Genomic DNA, 24563 nt, shown 5'->3' with positions numbered 1-24563 from the left:
TGTTAATAGACCTATAGAACCGTTATTTGTTTGGTATAATTACCTGCTAAACAGATAACGTTAACTATAACATTGTTAACGGAAAAAATCCCCTCTATGAAACAGGAACAAGTACCCCAGGATCAGGAAAACCTCAACGAGGGAAAACTGGCAAAGCTATATTATGCTACGGACGAAAAAGGCAACTATGTAAAGGTAAACAGCATCGGCTGGGAGCCCGAAACAGTTGCCATGCAACAAGCCTGGGATGTTGTGAACGATGAAGTAGAAACAGCTCGCAAGAAAGTAATCGATGGTAAAGCAAGTCCTTTGCTTTACTGGATCAAAAAAAATATAATGACCACCGGCATGGTAGCAGCGTATGCTTCCACCTTTGGTTTTATGGTACGCCTGCACTGCAAGCCTTTTTTCTTTAACCGGCTTAGCAAAAAACAACTCGAGAAGTATGCCTATACATTCCGCATCTCTGTAGAAGAATTAACCGATATCGAAAGACTCAAAAAAAATGACCGTTAATTTCAATCATAAACAATCAGCCCATTGCGAAAATGGCGTTGTGTCTAACTTGCTCCGGTTCCATGGACTGGAGTTCGATGAGCCTATGGTATTTGGTATCGGCTCGGGACTGTTCTTCACATATTTGCCTTTTGTTCGGGTGAATGGAATTCCAGGGGTTGCGTATCGTATCTGGCCAGGACAGATTTTTAAAAGATTTTCAGATCGTATCGGGATCAAAATAGAACGCAAAAAGTTTTCCAATCCTGCGAAGGCAATGGATGCGTTAGACCAAATGCTGGACAAAGGCCAACCTGTTGGTATGCTTACTTCTGTTTTCTTTCTGGACTATCTCCCGGCAGCGTATCGCTTCCACTTCAATGCACATAACATTATTGTTTTCGGAAAAGAAAATGGCCGCTACCTGGTAAGTGATCCGGTAATGGAAACAACAACCGAAATTTCATATGAAGATCTGGCGCGTGCACGTTTTGCCAAAGGCATGCCAGAGCCCAGCGGGCGTATGTACTATCCGTTGCAAGTGCCGGGAGAGTTTAACACTGAGAAGGCACTATGGACCGGTATCAAACAAACCAGCGACCACATGACGCGTATACCCATGCCGTTGGTGGGCACGAAAGGAATGAAATACCTGGCGGGTCGTATGCGCAAATGGCCTGAGCGCATAGGGGATCGTAAAGCTATATTATGGCTTGGCAATCTCATCCGCATGCAGGAAGAGATCGGCACAGGTGGTGCAGGCTTCCGTTTTATATATGCAGCCTTCCTGGATCAGGCTGGTCAAAAGCTTAACAACGATAAGCTCATCGATCTTTCCAAGCAACTCACCAAGAGCGGAGATAAGCTTCGTGACTTCGCATACTATGCTGGTCGTGTTTGCAAAAACCGTAAATCAGACACAAAGACTTTTGCTGAGCTTGGCGACATACTCGAAGAATGCTCACAACAAGAGCAGGCTATATTTAATGAACTATACGAAGTGAGTCGGTCAAAATGAGCACAAGCGCAGTTCGACTCGATGGCCTCACGAAGCAGTATCCTAAAACCAATAAAGCTGCTGTCTCTAATTTATCTCTTCAGATTCCTGAAGGCGCGGTATATGGTTTACTCGGTCCGAACGGTGCTGGTAAATCTACTACAGTAATGATGCTGTGTGGGCTGATGCGACCAGACGCGGGCACTGTAAATGTACTCGGCATGAACATGCAGGAGCAAGGCACGGAGATCAGACAAAAGATAGGTGTAGCCTCACAAGAGATTGCATTGTTCCCGACCCTTACTGCTTACGAAAATCTTTTTTACTTCGGTCGCATGTATGGTATGCCTGGAGCGATGATCCGTTCACAGATCGACAAGTATCTGCACATATTCGGGCTTACTGAAAAATCTAAAAAGATAGTCCATACATTCTCAGGAGGAATGAAGAGACGCCTGAACCTAATGGCCGCTTTACTTCACCAGCCTAAATTAGTTATACTCGATGAACCAACGGCCGGGGTAGACGTCCAATCACGTAACATGATCCTTGATTTTTTAAAGGATCTGAAAAGCGAGGGCACTACCATTATATACTCTTCACATGTATTGGAAGAAGCCGAACGAATCTGTTCACACCTCGGTATCATTGACGAAGGAACGTTGATCACCGAAGGTACCCGCACAAACATTATGGGAGCGCATCCCGATTGTCAGAATCTTGAACAGTTGTTCCTGAAATTAACCGGCAAAAATATTCGCGATTGAAAACACTGGCCACTATATATAAAGAATTCCTGTTGCTGATCCGCGATCCCGGTGGCCTGGCACTCATCTTTATTATGCCGCTTGCGCTGGTGATCGTTATGGCGCTGGTACAGGATGCTCCATTCCGCGATTACCAGGAAGTGAAGCTGGATGTACTCTTCGTAGATCAGGATGCAGATTCATTGAGCGCTAAAGTAAAGCAGGCTTTTGATTCTTCTCCCAATGTAAACCTGGTTGTTAAAACCGATACAGCCGAAGTAAAAAAACTTATTCAGGCCGGAGCGTTTAAAGCAGCCATTGTTATACCTGCCAACTCCAGTGAAACGTTGCGCGAAAAAACGAAACAGTTAATCATCGAAGTGTTTTCCAACTTCGGCTTGGCTGAAGCTTCAAAGGATTCTGTGGACATGAACGCGATCGGTATAAAAATTCTTTTTGATCCGGCTATCAAATCAAACTATAAGCAGACCCTTACGGGTGGTGTACAAAAAATTATAGCAGGCATTCAGGCACAATGGATCCTTGATGAATTGCAGAATCAGTTAAGTGAAGGCCGCGCAGATGTAAAGAAAACAAAGGTGAGCCTGACCGATATTATACAGGTAAAAGAGCAGTACGCGTCTGAAAAAAAATACCAAGGCTTAATGCTTAACTCGGTGCAGCACAATGTACCAGCATGGACCATGTTTGCCATGTTTTTTATTTTATACCCGTTGGCCGGGAATTTTATTAAAGAACGTGAAGAAGGAAGTCTACTTCGGTTACGACTGATTTCAGGATCACAATTTCCGGTGATCTCAGGAAAATTCGCTTTTTACTTTATGATCTGCCTCCTGCAGTTTGTATTGATGATTGCTGTTGGCATCTATATCATGCCGCTGCTCGGGCTGAGTAAACTCGTGCTGGGCAGTAACATTGCAGGAATCCTGCTCATTGCTTGTTCGGTAGCCATGGCCGCCACTGGATACGGCGTATTGATCGCGGTCTATTTCCGTACGCCACAACAGGCGCTCTCATTCGGATCGGTCTCTGTGGTAATCCTTTCCGCTATTGGTGGTGTTTGGGTTCCGGTATACGTGATGCCCGAGATTTTACAAACCATCAGCCGATTTTCTCCTATGAGTTGGGGACTGGAATCTTTTAATGACTTATTTTTACGTCAGGCATCTATACAAACCATTCTGCCAAACGTATTGCGATTAACGGGGTTCTCACTGGTAACTTTATTTATCAGTGTTATCATCCATAAATCAAGAACCATTTTATAACTGAATATTAAACCCCCATTCATGAAGAAAACGATAGACGAACTTGTAGTTGAACTCCGTGCAGAACTGATCAAGCAATTGAATCTGGAAGATATGCTCCCGGAAGGATTTAATGAGAATACTCCTTTATTCGGAGAAGGCCTTGGACTGGATTCTATCGACTCGCTTGAACTGGTTGTGTTGCTTGATAAAAACTACGGCATCAAATTAAAAGATCCGAAGGAAGGCCGCCATGTTTTCCAAAGCATTCGCACGATGGCAGAATATATACATCAGAACAGTACGCGTGTATGAGCCAACGTGTGTTTATCACAGGCTATGGCATTATAACATCACTTGGTAAAAACGCGACAGAAAATCTTCATGCGCTAGTTCATCGCAAAGCCGGGTATGGTGAGTTGAGTGTGTTGGACACGATTCATCGCACAACACTACCGGCATGTGAAGTAAAGATTCACGATCAGCAATTATATACTTCTGTTGGCGTAACCGCCGACATCGGATTTACCCGCACTACATTGTTAGGCTTAATGGCTTTGCAAGAGGCCATAAAAATGGCCGGACTTTCAGAAGAAGAAGTAAAGTCTTCGGGGCTATTATCGGCCACTACCAATGGAGGCATCCGCGAATTCGAAAAATATTATTATGAGTTGATGGACCCGGAACAGCGCGGTGACTTTGTGCGCTTTACGGATACTGCCAATCCTGGTGAACACTGCGAACGGATGGCAGACTTCATCGGTATAAAAAAATATATAGGTACGATCAGTACAGCATGTTCTTCTTCTGCCAATACATTAATGCAGGGTGCTCAGCTGATTAAATATAAAAAGCTTGATCGCGTGATCTGCGGAGGCGCAGAAGCATTGTCAAAATTTACCATCAACGGTTTTAATTCCCTGATGATTCTGGATCCGGAACATTGCAGGCCGTTTGATAGTACACGAAAAGGACTTAACCTCGGAGAAGGCGCAGCCTATATTGTACTCGAATCAGAAGAGGCTATAGCACGATCCGGCAAAACACCGATAGCAGAATTAAAAGGATACGGTAATGCGAACGATGCATTCCATCAGACTGCATCATCGCCGGATGGTAAAGGTGCCTTCCTTGCGATGGAGCAAGCATTGTCCATGGCTGGTATATCTCCGGAAGAAGTAGACTATATCAATGCCCATGGTACAGCTACAGAAAACAATGATCTTTCTGAAGGATTAGGAATACAACGGCTATTTGGAGAACAAGTCCCAGACTTCAGTTCCACCAAACCCTATACCGGCCATACACTGGCAGCTGCCGGAAGTGTAGAGGCTATATATTGCCTGATGGCCCTGCAACAACAAAAGGTTTGGCCTAATCTGAATTTCAAAAATCAAATGCCTGAACTGTCAATAACACCGGTTCAGCAATTAAAAGAAAACAAAGTGCTCAGAAATGTGTTATCCAATTCATTCGGTTTTGGTGGTAATACATCTTCTTTATTATTAGTATCGGTTTAATATGAGCGAGCAACCAGTACATTATTATATCAACGGCATAGGTATACTTTCTCCACAGAAGACTTTCGACAACAATTCTTTTTTGACTGAGATTACCTCCTATGATCAGAATGTACTGCGGTGTATCACACCAGAGTTCAAAGACTATATTAACCCGATCCAGTTACGCAGGTTGAACCGGATGTTACGCATTGGCCTCACAGCAGCAACGATATGCATGCGCGATGCAAAGGTCCAGAGCCCGGACGGTATAATTACCGGAACCGGCTACGGATTTCTGGATGAGACTGCAAAATTCCTTCGTGAGTTATTAGAGCAACAGGAGAAGCAACTCACGCCCACGTATTTCATGCAGAGTACTTATAACGCACTGGCTGGACTAATTGCGTTGTCTGTGAAATGTATGGGCTATAACAATACCTACGTCAGCAAAGGCCTGGCCTTTGAAAATGTATTGGACGATGCTATACTTCGCCTTCGTGAAAATAAAGATCACAACTTTTTGATCGGTGCTTTTGACGAAGCTGCTGAGGTTCAATACCTCGCGAGTATACGTGCCAGCCATTTCAAGACTGAGCACATCCAAAATCTCGATCTTTTTAAAACAACAACTAAAGGCTCCATTCAGGGAGAAGGTGCTGCATTCTTTATGTTGTCTGGTAAAGCTTCCGATACTACATGGTGTATACTTCGCGACATGCAGTTTGTATATAATCCATCGAACGCGGAAGTTGTAACAGAAAGTATCACTTCATTTCTTGCTGCAAATAATACTACACTACAAGATATAGATCTTTGGATCGATGGCGCCAGCGGCGATGTAGAATATGATCGTATTATGAATACTCTTTCAGAAACCCTTTTCAAAGAAGTATATCATGTTCGATTCAAACATTTATGTGGTGAGTCTTGTACTGCTTCGTCCTTCGCACTTTGGCTGGGAGCATCTATACTCAAACATCAGCAGGTGCCAGAGATCTTAAAAGTCGATAAGGAGCGTGATCTTTCAGGATTGAAGTCTGTGTTGATCGTCAATCAATACATGAATAAAAACTTTTCCTTCTTCCTACTGAAACATATATAAGCATCCGTACATCTATCTATCGGATACTTTAACTATGGTATAGTTGACTGTAAGATTAAATGAAGTAACATTAATGTGAAACGAACTTCAGTCCTACAATGGAACTGATCAGTGTTACAATAAAAAACAGGCGCCAGAAGTCTGCAGGCTCCTTAAAGAAGACTATTCCAACAATCACAGTTCCCACTGCACCAATGCCAGTCCAAACAGCATACGCTGTACCCATGGGCAATGTTAACGTAGCACGATATAACAGATATAAACTTGTTGACATGGTTATAAAAAAACCAATGAGCCAAAACAGAGCCGTCATACCTGATGTCTCTTTTGCCTTCTCCAAACATGTTGTAAATCCTACTTCAAATAATCCTGCAATAATCAATATGATCCAATTCATATATATAGTGAAATTATTTTGGTAAAAATCTAATACAATTTACAAATCAAGCTATAACGTTACACCTATAAACTCTTCCATAAATATAGTGTAGCATACGCCTCCCATCCTTTATATTTTTTATAGAATGTTCTCACCTGATCAAGTGTAGGTTTTACTTTCATGCGTTTCAAATTTTTTATTGCATTGTGAACACCCGCATCTTCCAACGGAAATGCATCGGGATAATGAAACGTTTTCATCAATGCATAGTTGGCAGTCCAATTGCCGATACCCTTTATCTTCATCAGCCTTTCTTTTGCATCCTGCAAGGACAGCCCTGTCAATTTTTCTTTCGAGATGTCGTTACTCGCAAAAGCTTCTGCAATGTTAACTACATATTTACTTTTCTGTCGCGAGAATTGTAACGGCAATAATACATCATCTGATAAAAGGGATACAACTTCCGGCCTTGGGAATAGGTAGTAATCATTACCTTCAAAGATCATCTTCTCACCAAACTGTTCCACAAAGCGTTGCTTCAATGTATAGGCAAATTGAAGATTGATCTGCTGGCCGAGTACAGCCCATACAATGGATTCAAATAAATCCGGTTGCCCTACTACCCTATATCCATGAAATCGGTTGACCAGGTCGCTCATGTATTTGTCTTTGGCAGACAAAGTATAGAATGGTTTTATATCCGTGTCCAAGTCAAACCAGTCGCGAATATAGCTTTCCAATGAAGTCTTAATCGTCTTTGTAAGTTTTGTATTCAGCAACTGCACCTGAAGATTTTCTTCATTGATCGTTTTCACTTTAAACAGAACTGGCTCTGCCTCTACCTTCCATAGTTTAGTTACACTATCCTCTTCACAACGGTGTAGTACTTCCCGCGGTGAACGCTTCAGAAACTCTAATGATAACTTGAAGTTGAACTCTGATGGAGTCGGAATTGTAAAGGTCTTCATGCCTATATCTTTGGATGTGCAATAAGGGTGTGATGCCCACAATAGTAGTAAATGAATTGTAGCGAAAGAAGGTTCCCAAACTTAATCTGATAAATAAAACAGATCGCAAGAATCAGGTTGAACTATTTTCACCCAACATGGAAATTTGTGATAAAAAATATGCTGGCAATCCACAATCTTCATTGGGCCAACCTTTATCAGTCGTTGAATGATAAAGGCTATGCCCATATACCCGCTGTACTATCACAGGAAGAATGCGAGAAACTGAGAAAATTATACGATGAAGAAAATCTGTATAGAAGCGTTATCAACATGCAGCGCTATCGTTTTGGAAAAGGCGAGTATAAATACTTCAGCTATCCGCTTCCCCCGGCAATTCAAAAACTTCGTGAGACTATATATAGTCCATTAGCAACCCTTGCAAATGAATGGATGCAAAAACTATCGATCGACATACAATTCCCATCATCACATCACGAATTCATTGAACGCTGTCACGCTGTCGCACAATTGAGACCTACACCTTTGATACTGCGTTATGAATCGGGAGGATTTAATACACTACACCAGGATCTATATGGAGATGTCTACTTTCCTTTCCAGGTGGTGTTTGTACTAAGTCAACATGGGAAAGAATACGAGGGAGGTGAACTTGTACTAACAGAACAGATACCTCGTGCTCAGTCAAAAGCGGAAGTAGTGCGGCCCAACCAAGGCGATGCGCTGATCTTCACAACGAACTTCAGACCTGTAAAAGGAACACGCGGCTATTATCGCGCTGCTATGCGGCATGGTGTAAGCGAAGTTAAGTCTGGAATCCGGTATGCATTAGGAATCATTTTTCATGATGCGAAATGATATTGCATACCGGTATATCTGACTACGACCTCTTTATAAAAATCAGGCATGCACAAATTACACTGGGCGGTAATGCATCCCTTAGAATATATGGAGCGCTGCATTGCAATTCCGGCAAACGGATGAAAAAAGAAAATCGCGTTTTCTTTCAAAATGAAGCAGAAGCAATTCTTTACGACTTTCGTCCCTGCGGACATTGTATGCGAACCGCATATCGCCAATGGAAATCTGAGCAAGAAGCAGGTTGAATACGGGGAGTTGCTGCATGACCTTTGTTCAACAATAAACAACAACTATCATGAACACGATATATAGTATCCGGCAACCAGTGACTACCTTTACTTCTGTGACAGAGGAGAATCAGATCAACTATCAGCGCATCGAGCAAGCCATTCGTTACCTGGAAGAAAATTTTCAGCGTCAACCCGCTTTGGAAGAAGTAGCCGAGAAAATTCATGTAAGTCCATTTCATTTTCAACGCATGTTTACGGAATGGGCAGGCATTAGTCCAAAACGTTTTCTCCAATTTCTTACGATAGATTTTCTGAAAGAAAAATTACAGGAATCAAAAAATCTCGTTGAGGCTGCAGAAGCCGCAGGGCTTTCAAGTCAATCAAGAGTATATGATCTTTTCACAACGCTTGAAGCGGTAACACCACAAGAGTATAAACAACGCGGCTCTGGCATTCGTATTGAATATGGATTTCATGAAACACCATTCGGGAAGTGCCTCATCGGTATAACAGAGAGAGGAATCTGTTGGCTTTCTTTTTTAACAGGCGAGCAAGATCCTCGTGTTGAACTTGAAAACATGAAGCACCATTGGAATAACTCTGTCTTTCATGAAGATCAATTCCTCACACAAGCTTTTATCGAAAAGATCTTTGCCCCAACGGCAACATCACAAAAATTACATTTACTGGTAAAGGGAACAAACTTCCAGGTGAAAGTATGGGAGGCACTGCTGCGAATACCAACAGGAAGTGTTACCACATATCAGACTATAGCAAACTCCGTTAACAACCCAAAGGCATTACAGGCTATTGGTTCAGCAGTGGGCTCCAATCACATTGCATATCTTATACCTTGTCATCGTGTGATACGTAAAGATGGTATATTGGGTGAGTACCGGTGGAGTTCAGTAAAGAAGAAAAGTATAATTGGCTGGGAAATGGCAAAGGCTGTCGGAGAATAAAATGTTCTCCAACAGCCTTCCCTATTTTTGTTGAATATATATCAGTATTTCTCTTCCTGATTCGGAAAGTCTTTCGCTTTTACATCCGACACATATTTACCAACAGCCCCGGCTACAATGCTACTAAGATCAGCATAACGTCTTAAGAAGCGTGGTTTAAATTCCTGAGTAATACCAAGCATGTCTTGCATTACCAGCACTTGTCCGTCTACATCAGGTCCTGCTCCTATACCAATGATGGGTATATGTACTGACGTAGAAACTTTACCCGCTAATGAAGCCGGGATTTTTTCCAATACTATACCAAAGCATCCGCATGATTCCAGAAGCTGAGCATCTTCTATCAACTTCATTGCTTCAGCTTCTTCTTTGGCGCGTACAGAGTACGTTCCGAATTTATAGATAGACTGTGGTGTTAAACCAAGGTGTCCCATTACCGGTATACCGGCACTTAAAATTCTTTCTACCGAATCTTTTACTTCGCTTCCGCCTTCAAGCTTTACAGCGTGCGCACCGGCTTCTTTCATAATACGAATGGAAGAACGCAGTGCTTCACCGGAGCTTCCCTGGTATGTACCAAAAGGAAGATCGACAACAACCAATGCGCGCTTTACAGCCCGCACAACAGATGCTGCATGGTATATCATTTGATCCAGCGTAATCGGCAATGTAGTTTCATGTCCAGCCATAACGTTGGATGCCGAGTCACCTACCAGGATTACATCTATACCCGCTCCATCGATCAGCTTTGCCATACTGTAATCATACGCTGTAAGCATCGCGATCTTTTCACCACGATTCTTCATCTCCTGTAACTGATGCGTGGTTATACGCTTGATATCTTGTTTATGAACAGACATTATAGGTGGTTATAATTTAACGAAACGATTTCGTAAGATATACTAATGAAGGTACACAGCCATTTCATCTTTACTGAGCTTTACTTCCACGTGATCTTTGATCGTAGTGGAAAGTTCATAGCCTGTATAAAGTGAATATATAGGGAAAAGTGTATGACCACGATTGATGAGTACTGCAGTATCTATCTTTTTAACTTCGATGTTCAAGAAAGGTTTCATACCGTAGGTAAACGTACGACCTGTATGCAATACATCATCCACCAACACAATGGTCTTCTTTTTAACTTCCTTTAAGTCACAGTCCAACGTAATATCGCTTTCCTGTGGAGCAAGTTTGTCTAGGTTGATCTTTACAAGCTTAACTTCTATAGGAGAAATGCTCTCTACTTGCTTCGCCAATAGTTTGGCGAGTACATATCCCTGACCATCTATACCGGCAATGACAATATTCTTTTCTTTAAAGTTATGCTCATAGATCTCGAACGCCATTCGCTTTATCTTCTGCTTTACCTGATCGGCATCGAGTATTAAACTTTTTTCTGCAGTCATGACAGTAGGTAAGTTCCAATCATCAAAAAACGAAAATCCACAGGCAATGGTTTAGCCCGGAATAGGTAATGATTTGCTATCCTTGAATGTTGACAAAATTACCATGGACTGAAGGCTATCAACGACTTCAATGTTAGATACTTTGTCGAGCATGAGTTGCTGGTAAGCAGCGATGTCGGCACAAACGATCTTCAGAATAAAATCGCCAGAACCGGTGATGTGATGACACTCCACAACCTCATCCACCATTTTTATAGCGGTAATAAATTTATTGATGTTTTCTTTGTTGTGTCCTTTTAAGGAAGCCATAACAAACGTACTCACACCAAGACCCACACTGGCGGGATCTATAACAGCATGATAGCTTCTGATTACACCAGAGGTCTCCAATTTATTTACACGTTCCAACGTAGGGGCTGGAGAAAGACCGATCTCTTTTGCCAACTGCGCATTGGTAATGTTTGAATTCTTTTGAAGGATTTCAAGGATCTTGCGATCGGTAGCATCGAGCTTAATATTATTCTTAATATTCATAGTAGATGAGGGTTCATTTCCCAAATAAAATTTGGCCAAAAATAAGAGAAAAATGTAATTATATGGCTAACAGACGTTAATAATTTAACTTAATAATGTTCTGTAAACCTGATCATATTTCATTATTCCACTTTCAAGAGAGAAGAGATCACGGAAAAATTCATCTTGATTTTCAGAACGATAGTGATTTAAAGGTGGCAATTCCTTTGTGTCTTCCGACACATACATATTTTTTAATCGATCGCGAAAAAATTCGACATCGCCCCAACCCGCGTTGCTAACAACAGGCACTCCCATGGCCAGCACTTCCGCCATCTTCGTCGCTGAAGATCCTTTCTTGGAAAAAGATGGCTTTATAAAGCACACCGAAAGATTCGAAACACTAATATATAGTGGCACCTCTTCACGGGCTACCGACAATACAATAAAGTCTTTGTCGCCTTCAACAAGATTTCGATCCGGTGTTAGCACAAGAAACTTCGAAGATGGCTTGTGCTCTTGCAATGTTCTGAAGAATGCCACCATTTCATTCCACAGATACCAGGTACCAATCGATCCAAGATAAAGCAACACATAATCATCTGCTGACAGTCCCAGCTTCGTTCGTAATGCTATTTTCTGTGTGTCCATTATTTTCGATGGATCAAAAAGATTAAGGTCAACACAGCAAGGTATCACCGTTACTTTATAGTTCGGACTCCATGTTAATACAACTTCACGTGCAGCTTCGGTAAGCACGATAACAGCATCGGCATGTTGAAGGAATGCTTTCTCCCTTTTCTTAAAGAAAGTATATATATACTTATAGAGTGGATTTCCCGAATTCCATAAGCCGCCCTCTACACGCTCATCAGCCCAGAAGCCCCGCATATCAAAAATAAACCGGATACTATACTTGTTCTTCAACCATAGTCCTAGTAATGCAGTGATATAGCTTCTGCAATGAACAATTGAAAAATTCCTTTCGCGGTGAAGTTGTTGAACCTTTTTTCGTAAGGCGAGGAGATCGTAGGCTGTAGAAAACACGGGAGGGCTTTTGTGGTACACCAAGGGTTCCCATAACAAATTGTTTTCTGCACAATACTGCGTGATCTTCCGGGAAGATGCTTCAAATTTATCCGGCTTCTCAAAACTGACAATGGTAATCAAATAACCTTTCGCAGATAGACCTGCGAGATACGGCAATATTTGCGACTGTCCCAATGGATCCGTGAGTCCATCATATGAGAGATATAGCACTTGTTTTAAGGATGATGCTTTCATTGATTTTCCTTCATCCATTTATGCAAAACAACAAGCACCCAAATACGATTATATAAATAATCTTTACCTGCAAAAAAATCAGCAATAAGCTTCTTTATATAGGAGGCGTTGAATAAACCCACCTCACCTATCACTTCTTCACTTAAGTAAGCATCAATCAGATAACGAAGATCATTCCTTAACCAGGAAGCAACAGGCACACTGAAACCCCATTTTTGTCTGTCAATCAGATCACCTGGTAAATATGCACGCAGTAACTCCTTTAGCAACCACTTTTGTTTTCCATCTTTCACTTTGAGTGCAAAATCAAGCGAAAAAGCAAACTCTACTATATTATGATCGAGTAAGGGACTCCTGCACTCCAAAGCATAGTACATGGATGCGCGATCAACTTTTACAAGTAAATCATCTTTTAAATAGTATTGCAAATCAAACAAAGCCTGCCGCTCCCCTGCCGTCAAGTCCATCTCAAGCAAAGCCGACTCATTATATTCAAATGGTTTAAAAGAGCTTTTATCCTTTACTAAATAGTCTCTGATTTCCTGCTGTGAAAAGAAGTAATGCTCCTGTGAAAAAATATGACTCCGTATACTCCCTATATTTACTGGCTCCAATACCTGAGCAATTCTCTCAAAGCGACTTTTACCAGTAGCCTTCAACAACATTTTTAAAGGTTGCCGAATAAAACCAGCTATAGGATTAGCCAGGCGATTCGCCCAGGTATATGCTCCATATCCCTGAAACAATTCGTCACCGCCATCACCAGTAAGTATAACTTTCACTTCCTTTCTTGCCAGCTTCGATACAAGCATCGTTGGGATAGCAGATGTATCAGCGAAGGGCTCATCAAAGTGGCGAAGGTATGTTTCCAGAATATCAATCGCCTCCCGCTCTGTTAATATATACTCAGAATGGTCCGTGCCGAGATGCCCGGCCACCGCTCTTGCAAATTTACTCTCATCGAATTTAGCTTCTTTAAAACCTATGCTATAAGTCTTTAGAGGCAACGATGTGTGTTTGGAGGCAACGGCAGATACCAGCGATGAATCCGTGCCGCCACTAAGAAATGTTCCCAGCGGAACATCACTGATCAATCGCTCTTCTACGGCATTCTGAAGCAAAGACTGAAGCTGCTTTTTAGCAATGTCCACTGATTTTATAGCCCTTGGCTTGATATTGCTTTTGATATCCCAATATGACGCGGTGTGCAAGTGAAGGCTTCTATCTATAGTACCGCTATGGCCAGCCGGAAATTTATAAATATTAGAATATATAGTATCGGGCTCCGGTATATATCCGAGATGCAAAAATGTAGTGATAACGCTCGTATTGACTCTAACCTGTGCGCGTATAACAGGATGTTTTAAAAGAGATTTTATCTCTGATGCAAAAGCAATTAATTTGTCCGACTGAAAATAGAAAATGGGTTTTTTACCCACCCTGTCCCGGAAGAGATATACTTTTTCAATTTGCTGATCGAATATAGCGATGGCAAACATTCCCTCGAAGCGTTTAACCATTTCTTCCTTCCATACAACGAAAGCTTCTGCAATAACTTCCGTATCGGAATGTGTTTTAAACGTAACCGAATATTGAGAGATTAACTCCTGGCGGATCTTTTGAAAATTATATATCTCACCATTGAAGACTACTACGTAGCGTTGATTACCAGAGTAGAATGGCTGGTTAGCGCCTGTACTCAGATCGATAATACTTAACCGTGTATGTGCTAACGCTACTGATTTTGAAACGTCTGTATAAATACCATTGGCGTCTGGTCCGCGATGAAGCAACCCTTCCACCATCGCAGAAACGGCGTGTTGATCAAGAGGTTCTTTTGAAATTATCCCAGCTATACCGCACATATTTCTAAAATAGAATAATTTTCTTCACAACTACGAGAAACCGATAATTGAAAATAACAGACGGCTGCTGAAAAAGTGAACCGAGCAGAAATTTCCATGCCTTGGCCCTGAAGCCAGCCATTACCAAATGTAGAGCAGCATACAGATCAAGGTAAGCGAATATCGTTTTTGTTTTGGATCCGTATGTTGTCGTCACTTGTGAATCTTCATTTAAAAACCTTTTTATTAACGCTATCCTTTTAAGAAACTTAGTAACATCAATTTGCAACACGCTCCTCGTCTCGTGGTTTACCAGCGAAGCTGTTACAACAGCTCGCGTACGGATTGGATAACGGGCGGCTAATCGTATCCACAATTCATAATCTTCAGAGCCTGAAAGCTCACGGTCTTCGTTAAATGGATATTGAAGAAGCACATCATGTTTGGCGAATATACCGAGACAGCTCAAAAAATTTCCTTCTACTAATTTTTCATTTACCGGATCTGGTAAAGCTTTCCACGGATAAATTATTGTACCATTCGGTTGAATGACGTTGTATCCTAAATGAAAAATAACTGCATCAGCATTCTCATTTATAAAATCTATAGCCTCAGAAAGGTGATTTGATTTTAACAGGTCGTCAGAATCAAGAAATGTTATATAGCTTCCGTTCGCTTTTTGTACACCAAAATTTCTTGCTGCGGCACGCTCGGCATTCGATTTTTTAAAATATTTTATCCGGTCGTCCTTAAAAGAAAAAACAACAGCCTCCGTATTATCTGTACTTCCGTCATCAACTATGATCAATTCAAAATTAGTATACTGTTGCTTTAAAACTGATTGGATTGTGTCACCTATATATCCTGCACGATTATATGTAGGTATAACAACAGAAATAAGAATTGGAGAGAAAGATTTCATTTATTACGCCAGTTGTTAATATATAATAATCGTGCCGAAATCATTTGTTATAGATATATGTGAGTTTATCAATCATGATGGGCAGATTGAATTTAGCTTCCAAACTCTTCATTCCATTTTCAATTATTACAGATCGTATCTTCGCATCATTAAGAATTCTCCTCATGTTGACGTAAATGTCTTCAGCGTCCTGATAATTCGCTACCAGCGCATTATACTCATTCACTATAAACTCACGCGCTATACCTGATATTGTAAAAACAGATGGTACTTCTGCTGCCAAAGCTTCTATGTAAGTCTGTCCAAAAGCTTCTGCATGCGCATCAACCGGGACGTGAACAAATACATCAAACACTTTATAGAGTGCAGCGAGATCATGCTCAAATTGAATTTCAGTATAGCATCCTTCCGGCAATTGACGAAGCTGGGTTCTAATCTCTGCAGTGTAGTCGCCTTGTGCATTTGCTAAAACCAAGTGTGCATCCGGAAAATCTTCTTTCAGTTTTTTAAATGCAGGAATTATATATTGAATCCCCTTCATCTTCATGTAACGTGAAATGACACCTATCACCGGGCGACTATATAGTTTGTACTTCTCATGCAATCCATTGACACGTTGCAGATCGATGTTCTTGAAATAAGAAAGATCAAAGCCATGATATATTACTGAAACTTTCGAAGCTTTGGCTTTGTCCCATTGTGTAAGTATATCTTTCACATTTTCCGAAATAGCAACAATGTCTGTCGCCAACGTGTTACAAAGTATATCCCACTTTCTCCCGGAAGGATAGTCCACATAATGAATTGTTGCGTGATGACGGGTTAGTACTCTTCGCTTAACGCCAGACATCCATGCTGCTGTAAGGCCAAGCAACATTGCGCGCCACAAATGGACATGAACTGCAGCGGGTCTCTCTAACTGCAAAATGGAATAAATCCGTAACCACTTTTTAATGTAGGAAGGAAATTTCTCATCAGAAACAATCTCAACACGGATATCCATCGACTCCAAAAACGATGAAAGCGCAGTCTTCTCTTTTCCAATCAGAATAAACAAGAGGTCAAATTTTAGAGCAAGGTGCTTTGCTGTCCACTCAAATGAAAGTGACTTTTCAATATCTGAAATTATATAGATCACTTTCTTCTTTGTCATACAGGTATATGTGTAAACTCCACCGCCAAAGCTTGTATTACAACGTCATAAAATTTATACCGGAGTGAACGTGGGATAATCTGAAATACATTTCCATTGTCAATCCATCGCACCCAAAATGGAAAAGCAAAAACCCTATACACCATTCGCTTCATTAAAGATGAACGGTTACCACTAAATTCAGAATAACGTTCAGGATAGAGTATTGCGAGCTTACGATGCGCCCGTGTATATGCACGTAATCTTTTAATATAGCTTGCACATGTAATCGGGTCATAGTGGACAGCCCGATTGCTCTTATCAAAGAAGACAGGAATACCATCCATTAATGCACGATACCCTAAGTCATGGTCCTCAGCATCGGTTAGTCGTTTATCAAAACCTTCCAGGGACTGAAATGTTTCTTTCTTAAAAGAGCAGTTTGCGGCTGTGAAAAAGAAATTAGACTTATTCAATTGAGTTATGCCTTCAATATATTTTTCCGTCCAACGACCAGTGAGATATCCTTTATAGTTTTGAATATCCGTTTTATCAGGCGTTACAGGTTCAATAGAATTTCCACTTACTATACCTGTATAGTTTGAATGGAAGTATTTATGAAGACTTACAGAGTGAATATCTGGTGTCATGTCATCGTCATAGAATATAAGTATATCTCCTGTGGCCTCTTCTGCTCCGCGGTTACGGACACCGGCCCTCCCTTTATTCTCCTGCGCTATAATTCTAAGACGTGGCAATTTCGGAACAAAAGATTTAACAACCTCCAATGTATTGTCGGTTGACCCATCAATAACAACCAATACTTCACTGCTTTGATCAGTCTGTTGAAGCATGGCATTTAATATATTGCTTATCTTCTTTGCTCCGTTATAAGTTGAGATAATCACGCTTGCCGTCATCACTTTCACTGGAATAATAAATTAAAGTAATATCCGGTCTAACCAACGTATACATAGTCTCTCAAAAGGAGAATAGTATTTACTCATGAACCGATCTATATTTTGGTCTATCAACTCAGATTTCGCCCCGCCACTCTTCCCCATATAATGCACTACTTGTGCAGCGGGTTGGAATGCTATACTATATCCTAAATTACGAAACTCCATACACCATTGCATATCTTCTACGTACATAAAAAAATCATCGGCCAATTTTCCTTGCGGTAGTAATTTTAAAGATTCTCTTCTGAACATAAAGAAAGTACCCCATATCCAATCCGGATATACAACCTCATTGTAATCAAAAAAGAAACCTAATAAAACTCTTCCTCCTATTCTCCTCGGGACAAATTTCTGCAACCTAAAAAGCTCGAATAGTTTATACTTTATTGACGGGAAACGTTGACAGTTGTGCTGTATGGCACCATCCGGATACTTAAGAAGAGCACTTACGGCCGCAGCCTTTTTATCCTTTTTAATAAAATCCTGGCAAATTGAAAGTGCATCATTCTGTAACTCCGTATCGCTATTCAATAACAATATAAATTCACCTTTGGCTTGCTCAATCCCTATATTGTTTCCCTTTGAAAAACCAACATTCACTTTGCTCTCAATTAACGTAATAAACGGAAAGCGTACCAAGAACTCCTTTACTCTTCCCTCTGTAGATGCATTATCCACTACGATTATCTCATAGGTACATCCCGAAGTTTTTTCAACAACGCTTTGAATACACCCACATGTTAATTCAAAGGTGTTATAATTTATGATAACGACTGATACCTGTGGACTACTGGAAATCATTTGCGCCTTTCATTTTCACATTGTCAATTTACTCCTAAATATACTCATCATGATTTAATACGCGAAGCTCTGAAGCGATCGAGAGGCTGCAAGAAATAATGATATACAAATACTGAAAATATCACGGTCATAACAATCAAGGGCAGTCCGGTTCCGTAAGGTTTAGGAAATGCATTCGCGCCTATAATCATTAAAAAGAAACAATGACTGATGTATAGAGGATACGTCAACTCTCCAAAAAAACGATCGTATTTAAAATTGGAGACTTTATAAAACACTGAAGGAGTAAATAAAAAAATCATGCTAAAGAAGACCCAATCCAATTGCACCATTCGGTATATAAATAAGCTTACTATTAAGACAATCAACAACCAGACTCCATATCGTTTATCCGGTAGCCATTTTCGTTTATAGAGTTTGTAGGATAGAATGCCCAATAAAAACCAAAACAACTCAGTAGGTGCAAATCTGTATATTGCAAAGCCTCCACCAATGTCAAAAATGAAGTATAAAAATACTCTGAATGCAATTACACCTAATATAAAGTATATAATAACACCTTTTGATTTGGTGACTATGAATGGTGTGAGTAAATAGAAGAATAGTTCGACAGAAATTGTCCAGGCAATGGGTATAAACAAAAGCTCTTGCATTTTCATATTACCTCTTAGACCAAGAAAGTAAAGGTCGCCAAGCTTATCTATACCAAAAAAAGTTACCCAGTCCTGGCCAACTAATGAGACATTAAAGAAAAGGACTGTAAGCAAAGCTCCCAGGCTATCAGGCTGCCTTTGATATTCATTCATATAATATTGAAGCTTGCCATAGGAGCCGAGCCATACGCCATACACTATACTTAGCACAATAACCATTACGACTACAAGCGCATAGAGTGGATATAGTCTTAATATTCTATTTGATAAAAAATAATAATACGGCCGCGCTGTGCCCTCATACTTTTCTGTGAATATCAAGGTCATATAAAATCCAGAAATAATATAGAAGGATTGCACAGCCAGGTACCCAGGTATAAGTTCAATACCAAACACAGGGCTGGAATGTACAATAAGCACGGAGATTGCAAGTAAAAATCGGATTAACCCCATTGCTATTGCTCTCTCACTTTTGCGATGTATTGATTATAGATAATAATTTACCTGTATAGAATTTTACTCTGCTAACATTCCGGCTATTCTTCAATAATAATTGGAATGTTGACAACGGAAATTTTTGGTTTACAAAATTTCGAATGAACTCTTCAACAGATTGTCCTATACAAAAATTTAAAGCGGGCCATGTGGTGGGCGATGCCGGATGAAAATTTGATATATACTGATAGTTGTTTTCGTCTAGTGATTTCCAAAGATTATAGTAACTCAATCTTCTCTGTTTTTCACTGAGTTCTTCTGCTGCGTGGCCCCAGTTATTTATCTTAAACCAAAGCTCGTTTTCAGACCGTGCCCACGTTTCGTGAATAACATAATGTCGAGTAATAACATTGAAATGATCGTTATGTCTCGCGCGCTGATAGTCCGGAAAAGTAGTCGCCATCGGTACTGTTTCCGGAATACCATTATGAAAAATAACATGTAAATAACCTGTAGCCGTTTTCTTTATAAGCGGAACCCAACAAGCACAGACATTCAGGGGTTTTTCCTTTCCTGTAGGATTGGGATTGATTTTTTTTAATTCCTTGACAAAGGAATTAAAGTCTAAAAAGTATTCGTCACTGTCAACTTGAATATGCCAACCACCTTTGCCCATCTTTTCGGCAATCAACATGCGATGGCGATTACAATTTTGTCGCGCGTTTAATTCTGGTAAAGAAAAGCAATCCTCATATACGATAATTTTTTTATCAACATCGATAGTTGAAATAAAGTCATAAAACTCCTGATCATTAAAAGCATATGGATTTCCCGTCCAGGATTTTCGGTCTTTATCTATAGCAAGGCAGATGATGTCGGCATCGGCATATATTCTGGGCACCGACTTTTTAAGAAGCTCCCAATCATATGAAACACAGAAACCAACCTTTATAATGGGCGTTGCAGTCATGTTATCAAGTCTTTCGATCTATTTAAAAACCGGTTCGTATACAAATATAGCTCTGCAATAGGATTTACGGCTTATCTCTAATAAAAATCCGAGGCTCACAATGTTGACAAATTTAACCACGACAAAATCTTTATGCATACTCAGACATTCGCTTTGTCTTGTATTTAAAAATAGACTTTATGAAAAGTCGAATGTTCCGTACAACTGGTATTTTTCCAAAGCCGAATTGATTCGCAAGTACAAATGATTGCAGACCGATAGCTGTTGACGTGGTGCATCGATAGAAATACATATATATTAAAAAGTTGTGTACCATTTTTGCAGGTACAATATAGTCGCCGTGCTTATCCATGATGTTTCGAATCAGTCCGCCTGTAAGATTTAACTCTTGAAAGCTAAAATCTGAGTCTTTAAATAACAATTGATGCATCATCAAAGTATCTGAATGCGTAAGGTTAATGCTGCTGAAGAATTTATTAATATACTTAATCTGAGTTTCGTATTTAAGTCGCTTTTGATCTTCTGTACGTTCTCGCAAGCTGATATTATTGTCGTGAATACGATAATGAAGCAGCACTTCGGGTAAGTTCTTAAATTTTCCAAGATGAGAAAGCTGTACCCAAAGCTCATGATCTTCAAATGGCATATGGTGTAAGCTATAGCGAATTGAACCACTTCGAAATATACTCGCACGGAACATTACCGAAGGATGACAGAAGGGAGTTATGTATAATAATTTAAGTTTGATATCATCATTATCAACGGGAAGTGGGACCATTCTATTTACACTTACTAAATCAAAGCGTGATCCACATACTATATACTCTGTATTGTTTTCAAGAAATGCATACTGTTTTTGGAACCTGTCGGGATGCGCTATATCATCTGAATCCATTCGCGCTATATACTTTCCGCGAGTTTTCTCCAGACCTATATTCAACAGCGGCACATAACCCTGATTATAACTAAAGTCAAAAAATTTGATTCTTGGGTCGTTAAAGGATTCAATGATCTCTTTTGAACCATCAGTCGAGCCATCGTTGAAAATCAGAAATTCAAAATCGCTGAAACTCTGCGATAGTATACTATTGATTGACTCATGCAGGTATTGCTGAGAATTGTAGACAGTCATTAGAACAGAAATAGCAGGCATCATGGTCTAAAGAAATGCACACAACATGTTACCTGACTCTTGAGAAATCAATAATACCAATACATTCCTAATCATAAGAGATGGTCTAAGATTAAAACTTTATTACAACGTCTTCACTTTTCTGTAAAAAGAAATTTCCCAAAAAAAAGGCATCAACTCATGCCAGAGTTCAAGGCCTTCTTCAAACGTAGGCTTCGGCTTACTGTAAAAATTATCAACATGTACTTTAACCTGCCTGGCATTTATCACGTTCGAATTTTTAAAAACACCTGAATTGATGGTATCTTGTATAAATTCTTTCCAAGGGCCTAAAAACCAATTTGTAAAAGGAGTTCCGAAACCGGTTTTAGTTTTTCTTCTAACTACACTTGCAGGCAGAACAGGTTCGATTGCATCTCTCAAAATTGCCTTTGTAAATCCATCTCTTAATTTACTTTGCCATGGCAAAGAGAAGCTATAGGACACCAATCTGTAGTCCATAAAAGGCATCCTTACTTCAACCCCTGCTGCCATAGAATATCGATCATAATTTCGCAGCAATGTGGGCAATATATAGTAATGAAATTCTTTATAAAGCGCAGCATTAAAATATCCAAGCTGATTAACCAATTCATCTTGACCCCTGGTAAGTTTTAGCAGTTTTGCGAGGTAGAATTTAAGCATATTTTTCCGACCTGCAAATCCATCAACGACAACATTAAAATCACTTCGATCAATTCCTCTCAACTGCTTATATGTTGTTGCTATTTCTTTTATTCCCGGAATATCAAACGGAGCATCTTTTACTGCATTGAAAATTGTTGTACCGTATCCTGCAAGTAGCTCATCTGCACCGTGTCCATCCAAGCTCACCGATACACCATTAGCCTTGATTGCTTTATATATTTCAATCATTGGAATAGGACTTGTTTGAAATAGCTCCTCGAAAAACCATAGGTATTCACTTAAGGTATCAATTCCCTTCGTGGCATCTATTTCACAAAAATGTCCATTCAAATTTAAAGATGTGATAACGTTATTGGCGTGCTCCCTCTCGTCTAACTCTGTTCCTGTAAATGTTGCAACAAATGCATTCTGCCAATCTTCAGGGTGATTTCGTTCTTCAATGGTGTCGGCATTGTTCCCCCAATAATGCATGGCTGCAGCAACAGAACTGGAATCAAGACCTCCACTTAATGCTGTACCGATCTTTACATCAGACCTCATTCTGATTTTACAGGAATCAAAAAACAATTCCCTGAAACGCTCAACCTGACTTTTATAGTCTTCCTGAACAGGATTGACATGGTCCAATGTATTCCAGTAACGCTGAGGTTTAATAATTTTCTCGCCAGGAGTAAAATAAGCAAAATGGCCTGCAGAAAATCTTCGTATATCTTTTAGTAATGATTTGTCTGAAGTCTCGTACTCGTATATATTTTCCTTACACCATGTAAAGTCATCGCTTATAGTTATTTCATCCAGAAGTGGTGCAAGAGCTTTCATCTCCGATCCAAACACAAAACCGTTACGCGTAAACGCATAGAACAAAGGCTTAACACCAAACCTGTCACGTGCTATAAATAATTTCTTCTGCTTATTGTCCCATATAACAAAAGCCCACATCCCATTAAATTTCTCAAGGCAGCGATGACCCCACTGGCGATATGCTTTTAAAATAACTTCTGTATCTGAGTTAGAATGGAAGCGATGTCCGTCTGTTTCTAAAACTTTCTTTACTTCCCTGTAATTATATATCTCACCGTTAAAAATGACAGTAAGGTCTCCATCCGTCATGGGTTGCTTGCCCAGATCGGATAGCTCAAGTATAGACAATCGTCTGTGTCCGAATAGTATATTGCTATCGGTATCCTCCCATACACCAAAGCCATCGGGCCCGCGATGTGCGAGTCGATCCAATGCTGTTTCAAAAACATGTTTGTCAAATTTACCGATAGCACCTAGAATTCCGCACATATCATCTTCCCCCGACTGGCTTACTATATTTAAGTAAAGCCTTTATTAATAATTTAAGCTTCGCTGTGAATGACTGACTTCCAAATTCAAATTTTCTGGCAAGAATAAATGATTTTATTCCTATATCTGTAGAGGTGGTACACCGGTAGAAAAATCGCTCCGCCAGCAAATCATTTACTTTCTCTGAAGCAACAGGATACGTATGATCGCGTAATGTTATACGCTGTAACAACTCGCCACATGTTAATAGCTCGTCATAACTGAAACTTTCTTCCTTAAAAAATAATGTATGCAAAGTCGCAGCCTCCGCGGGTTTCAGTGATACATCAATAAAAAAATCATTGATATAGGTTAGCCGTGATTTATAGAGAGATTCAAGTTGATTGTGATCGCGTTTCTTTAAACTGACGTTGTTATCATGAATTCTGTAATTCAATAATACCTCTGGCAGATTTGCAAATTTTCCATAGCCAGCAAGCCGTACCCAAAGTTCATGATCTTCTGCGGGCATATAGTATTCATCGTATACTATATCGTGGCTTTGCAATGTATTTGCTCGCATCATCACCGAAGGATGGCAGAAGGGGGTAATATAAAGCATTTTCAACTTTATATCATCGTTATCGATTGGCAACTCGACAACATCTTGTCTGTCAATCACGCTGAATCGTGTACCACAGACTACATATTCCGGGTTGGTCTCCAAAAAATCAAATTGCTTTTGAAATCTATCAGGATGAGCAACATCATCCGCATCCATTCGGGCAATATATTTACCTTGTGCTTTTTGTAGACCTAAATTTAGCAGCGTTACGTATCCCCGGTTATCACTAAAGTCAATGAAGTGAATTCTTGGATCATTAAAGGAAGTTATTATATCTCTTGACCGATCCGTTGAGCCATCATTAAAAATGAAAAATTCAAAGTCAACAAACCGTTGTGATAGTATACTGGCAATGGATTCCCGCAAGTATTGCTCGGCATTATATACGGGCATCAACACTGATATAGCAGGCATA

Annotated in this window: 26 protein-coding genes; 10 read left to right on the top strand and 16 right to left on the bottom strand. The window is 40.1% G+C overall.

The features are described 5' to 3' along the window. Positions 1–96: 96 nt before the first annotated feature. Genes B5Y40_RS17520 through B5Y40_RS17490 form a run of 7 tightly spaced genes read left to right on the top strand, consistent with a single transcriptional unit; the run spans position 97 to position 6110 of the window. Complete coding sequence (locus B5Y40_RS17520) at positions 97–516, top strand: DarG family dialkylresorcinol biosynthesis protein (RefSeq protein WP_079688073.1); 420 nt, start codon at positions 97–99, stop codon at positions 514–516. Further along, positions 506–1513, top strand: coding sequence for a BtrH-related acyltransferase DarH (locus tag B5Y40_RS17515; RefSeq protein ID WP_079688072.1), 1008 nt, complete (start codon positions 506–508; stop codon positions 1511–1513). Before B5Y40_RS17520 ends, B5Y40_RS17515 begins: the two co-directional genes overlap by 11 nt. Further along, positions 1510–2259, top strand: coding sequence for an ABC transporter ATP-binding protein (locus B5Y40_RS17510; RefSeq protein WP_079688071.1), 750 nt, complete (start codon positions 1510–1512; stop codon positions 2257–2259). Before B5Y40_RS17515 ends, B5Y40_RS17510 begins: the two co-directional genes overlap by 4 nt. Beyond that, positions 2256–3527, top strand: a complete 1272-nt coding sequence (locus B5Y40_RS17505; RefSeq protein WP_079688070.1) for an ABC transporter permease — start codon at positions 2256–2258, stop codon at positions 3525–3527. The genes B5Y40_RS17510 and B5Y40_RS17505 overlap by 4 nt, the downstream gene beginning before the upstream one ends. A gap of 21 nt (positions 3528–3548) precedes the next feature. Beyond that, positions 3549–3821: a phosphopantetheine-binding protein gene (locus tag B5Y40_RS17500; protein ID WP_245840612.1), complete on the top strand. Its 273-nt coding sequence runs from the start codon at positions 3549–3551 to the stop codon at positions 3819–3821. Then, entirely contained in the window at positions 3818–5026 is a 1209-nt protein-coding gene (locus B5Y40_RS17495; RefSeq protein WP_079688069.1) for a beta-ketoacyl-[acyl-carrier-protein] synthase family protein, read from the top strand. The genes B5Y40_RS17500 and B5Y40_RS17495 overlap by 4 nt, the downstream gene beginning before the upstream one ends. Position 5027: 1 nt before the next feature. Next, positions 5028–6110, top strand: coding sequence for a beta-ketoacyl synthase N-terminal-like domain-containing protein (locus B5Y40_RS17490; protein WP_079688068.1), 1083 nt, complete (start codon positions 5028–5030; stop codon positions 6108–6110). Positions 6111–6180: 70 nt separating this feature from the next. Here B5Y40_RS17490 and B5Y40_RS17485 read toward each other — a convergent pair whose 3' ends face one another. Both B5Y40_RS17485 and B5Y40_RS17480 read right to left on the bottom strand, forming a co-directional pair. Next, positions 6181–6507, bottom strand: coding sequence for a DMT family transporter (locus tag B5Y40_RS17485; RefSeq protein WP_079688067.1), 327 nt, complete (start codon positions 6505–6507; stop codon positions 6181–6183). A 65-nt stretch (positions 6508–6572) separates the two neighbouring features. Further along, positions 6573–7457 (bottom strand): DNA-3-methyladenine glycosylase family protein, encoded by an 885-nt coding sequence (locus B5Y40_RS17480; RefSeq protein WP_143785803.1) that lies wholly within the window; start codon positions 7455–7457, stop codon positions 6573–6575. Positions 7458–7616: 159 nt separating this feature from the next. Between B5Y40_RS17480 and B5Y40_RS17475 the strand changes: the two genes are divergently transcribed. The 3 genes from B5Y40_RS17475 to B5Y40_RS17465 are packed head-to-tail and all read left to right on the top strand — an operon-like array spanning position 7617 to position 9510. Beyond that, entirely contained in the window at positions 7617–8315 is a 699-nt protein-coding gene (locus B5Y40_RS17475) for a 2OG-Fe(II) oxygenase (protein WP_079688065.1), read from the top strand. Beyond that, positions 8312–8563 (top strand): Ada metal-binding domain-containing protein, encoded by a 252-nt coding sequence (locus B5Y40_RS17470; RefSeq protein ID WP_079688064.1) that lies wholly within the window; start codon positions 8312–8314, stop codon positions 8561–8563. The genes B5Y40_RS17475 and B5Y40_RS17470 overlap by 4 nt, the downstream gene beginning before the upstream one ends. 50 nt (positions 8564–8613) lie before the next feature. After that, positions 8614–9510, top strand: a complete 897-nt coding sequence (locus B5Y40_RS17465) for a methylated-DNA--[protein]-cysteine S-methyltransferase (protein WP_079688063.1) — start codon at positions 8614–8616, stop codon at positions 9508–9510. 41 nt (positions 9511–9551) lie between these two features. Here B5Y40_RS17465 and panB read toward each other — a convergent pair whose 3' ends face one another. The 14 genes from panB to B5Y40_RS17395 all read right to left on the bottom strand — a co-directional run bounded on the left by panB (position 9552) and on the right by B5Y40_RS17395 (position 24562). Continuing rightward, complete coding sequence (panB, locus tag B5Y40_RS17460) at positions 9552–10370, bottom strand: 3-methyl-2-oxobutanoate hydroxymethyltransferase (RefSeq protein ID WP_079688062.1); 819 nt, start codon at positions 10368–10370, stop codon at positions 9552–9554. Positions 10371–10412: 42 nt separating this feature from the next. Next, positions 10413–10919 carry a phosphoribosyltransferase family protein gene (locus tag B5Y40_RS17455; RefSeq protein ID WP_079688061.1) on the bottom strand — a complete coding sequence of 169 codons (507 nt, stop codon included), beginning with the start codon at positions 10917–10919 and terminating at the stop codon, positions 10413–10415. Between the two features lie 51 nt (positions 10920–10970). After that, positions 10971–11453 (bottom strand): Lrp/AsnC family transcriptional regulator, encoded by a 483-nt coding sequence (locus B5Y40_RS17450; protein WP_079688060.1) that lies wholly within the window; start codon positions 11451–11453, stop codon positions 10971–10973. Between the two features lie 84 nt (positions 11454–11537). Next, positions 11538–12716, bottom strand: a complete 1179-nt coding sequence (locus B5Y40_RS17445; RefSeq protein WP_159453729.1) for a glycosyltransferase — start codon at positions 12714–12716, stop codon at positions 11538–11540. After that, on the bottom strand, positions 12713–14581 hold the full coding sequence (asnB, locus tag B5Y40_RS17440) for an asparagine synthase (glutamine-hydrolyzing) (protein WP_079688058.1): 1869 nt from the start codon (positions 14579–14581) through the stop codon (positions 12713–12715). Before asnB (B5Y40_RS17440) ends, B5Y40_RS17445 begins: the two co-directional genes overlap by 4 nt. 4 nt (positions 14582–14585) lie before the next feature. After that, on the bottom strand, positions 14586–15482 hold the full coding sequence (locus tag B5Y40_RS17435) for a glycosyltransferase family 2 protein (RefSeq protein ID WP_079688057.1): 897 nt from the start codon (positions 15480–15482) through the stop codon (positions 14586–14588). A gap of 40 nt (positions 15483–15522) precedes the next feature. Continuing rightward, on the bottom strand, positions 15523–16635 hold the full coding sequence (locus B5Y40_RS17430; RefSeq protein ID WP_079688056.1) for a glycosyltransferase family 4 protein: 1113 nt from the start codon (positions 16633–16635) through the stop codon (positions 15523–15525). After that, the gene (locus B5Y40_RS17425; protein ID WP_079688055.1) at positions 16632–17534 is read right to left on the bottom strand and encodes a glycosyltransferase family 2 protein; all 903 of its coding nucleotides are present in this window, start codon (positions 17532–17534) and stop codon (positions 16632–16634) included. The genes B5Y40_RS17430 and B5Y40_RS17425 overlap by 4 nt, the downstream gene beginning before the upstream one ends. 21 nt (positions 17535–17555) lie before the next feature. Then, complete coding sequence (locus tag B5Y40_RS17420; RefSeq protein WP_079688054.1) at positions 17556–18377, bottom strand: glycosyltransferase family 2 protein; 822 nt, start codon at positions 18375–18377, stop codon at positions 17556–17558. A gap of 47 nt (positions 18378–18424) precedes the next feature. Next, entirely contained in the window at positions 18425–19483 is a 1059-nt protein-coding gene (locus B5Y40_RS17415) for an acyltransferase family protein (RefSeq protein ID WP_079688053.1), read from the bottom strand. A 13-nt stretch (positions 19484–19496) separates the two neighbouring features. Next, positions 19497–20435, bottom strand: a complete 939-nt coding sequence (locus tag B5Y40_RS17410; RefSeq protein WP_079688052.1) for a hypothetical protein — start codon at positions 20433–20435, stop codon at positions 19497–19499. 130 nt (positions 20436–20565) lie between these two features. Beyond that, positions 20566–21591 carry a glycosyltransferase family 2 protein gene (locus B5Y40_RS17405; RefSeq protein WP_079688051.1) on the bottom strand — a complete coding sequence of 342 codons (1026 nt, stop codon included), beginning with the start codon at positions 21589–21591 and terminating at the stop codon, positions 20566–20568. Between the two features lie 99 nt (positions 21592–21690). Further along, a complete protein-coding gene (gene asnB, locus B5Y40_RS17400) occupies positions 21691–23544 on the bottom strand; it encodes an asparagine synthase (glutamine-hydrolyzing) (protein WP_079688050.1) in 1854 nt (617 codons plus the stop codon). A 1-nt stretch (position 23545) separates the two neighbouring features. Beyond that, positions 23546–24562: a glycosyltransferase family 2 protein gene (locus B5Y40_RS17395; protein ID WP_079688049.1), complete on the bottom strand. Its 1017-nt coding sequence runs from the start codon at positions 24560–24562 to the stop codon at positions 23546–23548. Between the last annotated feature and the right edge of the window lies 1 nt (position 24563).

It is taken from the genome of Ohtaekwangia koreensis, from assembly GCF_900167975.1.
GTDB lineage: Bacteria > Bacteroidota > Bacteroidia > Cytophagales > Cyclobacteriaceae > Ohtaekwangia > Ohtaekwangia koreensis.
The sequence above is the reverse complement of the archived record's forward strand: the minus strand, read 5'-3'. Positions and strand labels throughout refer to the sequence as shown.

What these genes read in the sequence shown, in the direction of transcription:
- B5Y40_RS17510 (WP_079688071.1), top strand. Translation starts at nt 1,510, where the DNA reads ATGAGCACAAGCGCAGTTCGACTCGATGGCCTCACGAAGCAGTATCCT.
- B5Y40_RS17430 (WP_079688056.1), bottom strand. Translation starts at nt 16,635, where the DNA reads ATGACAAAGAAGAAAGTGATCTATATAATTTCAGATATTGAAAAGTCA.
- asnB (WP_079688058.1), bottom strand. Translation starts at nt 14,581, where the DNA reads ATGTGCGGTATAGCTGGGATAATTTCAAAAGAACCTCTTGATCAACAC.
- B5Y40_RS17425 (WP_079688055.1), bottom strand. Translation starts at nt 17,534, where the DNA reads ATGACGGCAAGCGTGATTATCTCAACTTATAACGGAGCAAAGAAGATA.
- B5Y40_RS17410 (WP_079688052.1), bottom strand. Translation starts at nt 20,435, where the DNA reads ATGACTGCAACGCCCATTATAAAGGTTGGTTTCTGTGTTTCATATGAT.
- B5Y40_RS17495 (WP_079688069.1), top strand. Translation starts at nt 3,818, where the DNA reads ATGAGCCAACGTGTGTTTATCACAGGCTATGGCATTATAACATCACTT.
- B5Y40_RS17395 (WP_079688049.1), bottom strand. Translation starts at nt 24,562, where the DNA reads ATGCCTGCTATATCAGTGTTGATGCCCGTATATAATGCCGAGCAATAC.
- asnB (WP_079688050.1), bottom strand. Translation starts at nt 23,544, where the DNA reads ATGTGCGGAATTCTAGGTGCTATCGGTAAATTTGACAAACATGTTTTT.
- B5Y40_RS17515 (WP_079688072.1), top strand. Translation starts at nt 506, where the DNA reads ATGACCGTTAATTTCAATCATAAACAATCAGCCCATTGCGAAAATGGC.
- B5Y40_RS17500 (WP_245840612.1), top strand. Translation starts at nt 3,549, where the DNA reads ATGAAGAAAACGATAGACGAACTTGTAGTTGAACTCCGTGCAGAACTG.
- B5Y40_RS17405 (WP_079688051.1), bottom strand. Translation starts at nt 21,591, where the DNA reads ATGATGCCTGCTATTTCTGTTCTAATGACTGTCTACAATTCTCAGCAA.
- B5Y40_RS17435 (WP_079688057.1), bottom strand. Translation starts at nt 15,482, where the DNA reads ATGAAATCTTTCTCTCCAATTCTTATTTCTGTTGTTATACCTACATAT.
- B5Y40_RS17490 (WP_079688068.1), top strand. Translation starts at nt 5,028, where the DNA reads ATGAGCGAGCAACCAGTACATTATTATATCAACGGCATAGGTATACTT.
- B5Y40_RS17415 (WP_079688053.1), bottom strand. Translation starts at nt 19,483, where the DNA reads ATGGGGTTAATCCGATTTTTACTTGCAATCTCCGTGCTTATTGTACAT.
- B5Y40_RS17470 (WP_079688064.1), top strand. Translation starts at nt 8,312, where the DNA reads ATGATATTGCATACCGGTATATCTGACTACGACCTCTTTATAAAAATC.
- B5Y40_RS17450 (WP_079688060.1), bottom strand. Translation starts at nt 11,453, where the DNA reads ATGAATATTAAGAATAATATTAAGCTCGATGCTACCGATCGCAAGATC.
- B5Y40_RS17455 (WP_079688061.1), bottom strand. Translation starts at nt 10,919, where the DNA reads ATGACTGCAGAAAAAAGTTTAATACTCGATGCCGATCAGGTAAAGCAG.
- B5Y40_RS17475 (WP_079688065.1), top strand. Translation starts at nt 7,617, where the DNA reads ATGCTGGCAATCCACAATCTTCATTGGGCCAACCTTTATCAGTCGTTG.
- B5Y40_RS17420 (WP_079688054.1), bottom strand. Translation starts at nt 18,377, where the DNA reads ATGATTTCCAGTAGTCCACAGGTATCAGTCGTTATCATAAATTATAAC.
- B5Y40_RS17445 (WP_159453729.1), bottom strand. Translation starts at nt 12,716, where the DNA reads ATGAAAGCATCATCCTTAAAACAAGTGCTATATCTCTCATATGATGGA.
- panB (WP_079688062.1), bottom strand. Translation starts at nt 10,370, where the DNA reads ATGTCTGTTCATAAACAAGATATCAAGCGTATAACCACGCATCAGTTA.
- B5Y40_RS17480 (WP_143785803.1), bottom strand. Translation starts at nt 7,457, where the DNA reads ATGAAGACCTTTACAATTCCGACTCCATCAGAGTTCAACTTCAAGTTA.
- B5Y40_RS17520 (WP_079688073.1), top strand. Translation starts at nt 97, where the DNA reads ATGAAACAGGAACAAGTACCCCAGGATCAGGAAAACCTCAACGAGGGA.
- B5Y40_RS17465 (WP_079688063.1), top strand. Translation starts at nt 8,614, where the DNA reads ATGAACACGATATATAGTATCCGGCAACCAGTGACTACCTTTACTTCT.
- B5Y40_RS17485 (WP_079688067.1), bottom strand. Translation starts at nt 6,507, where the DNA reads ATGAATTGGATCATATTGATTATTGCAGGATTATTTGAAGTAGGATTT.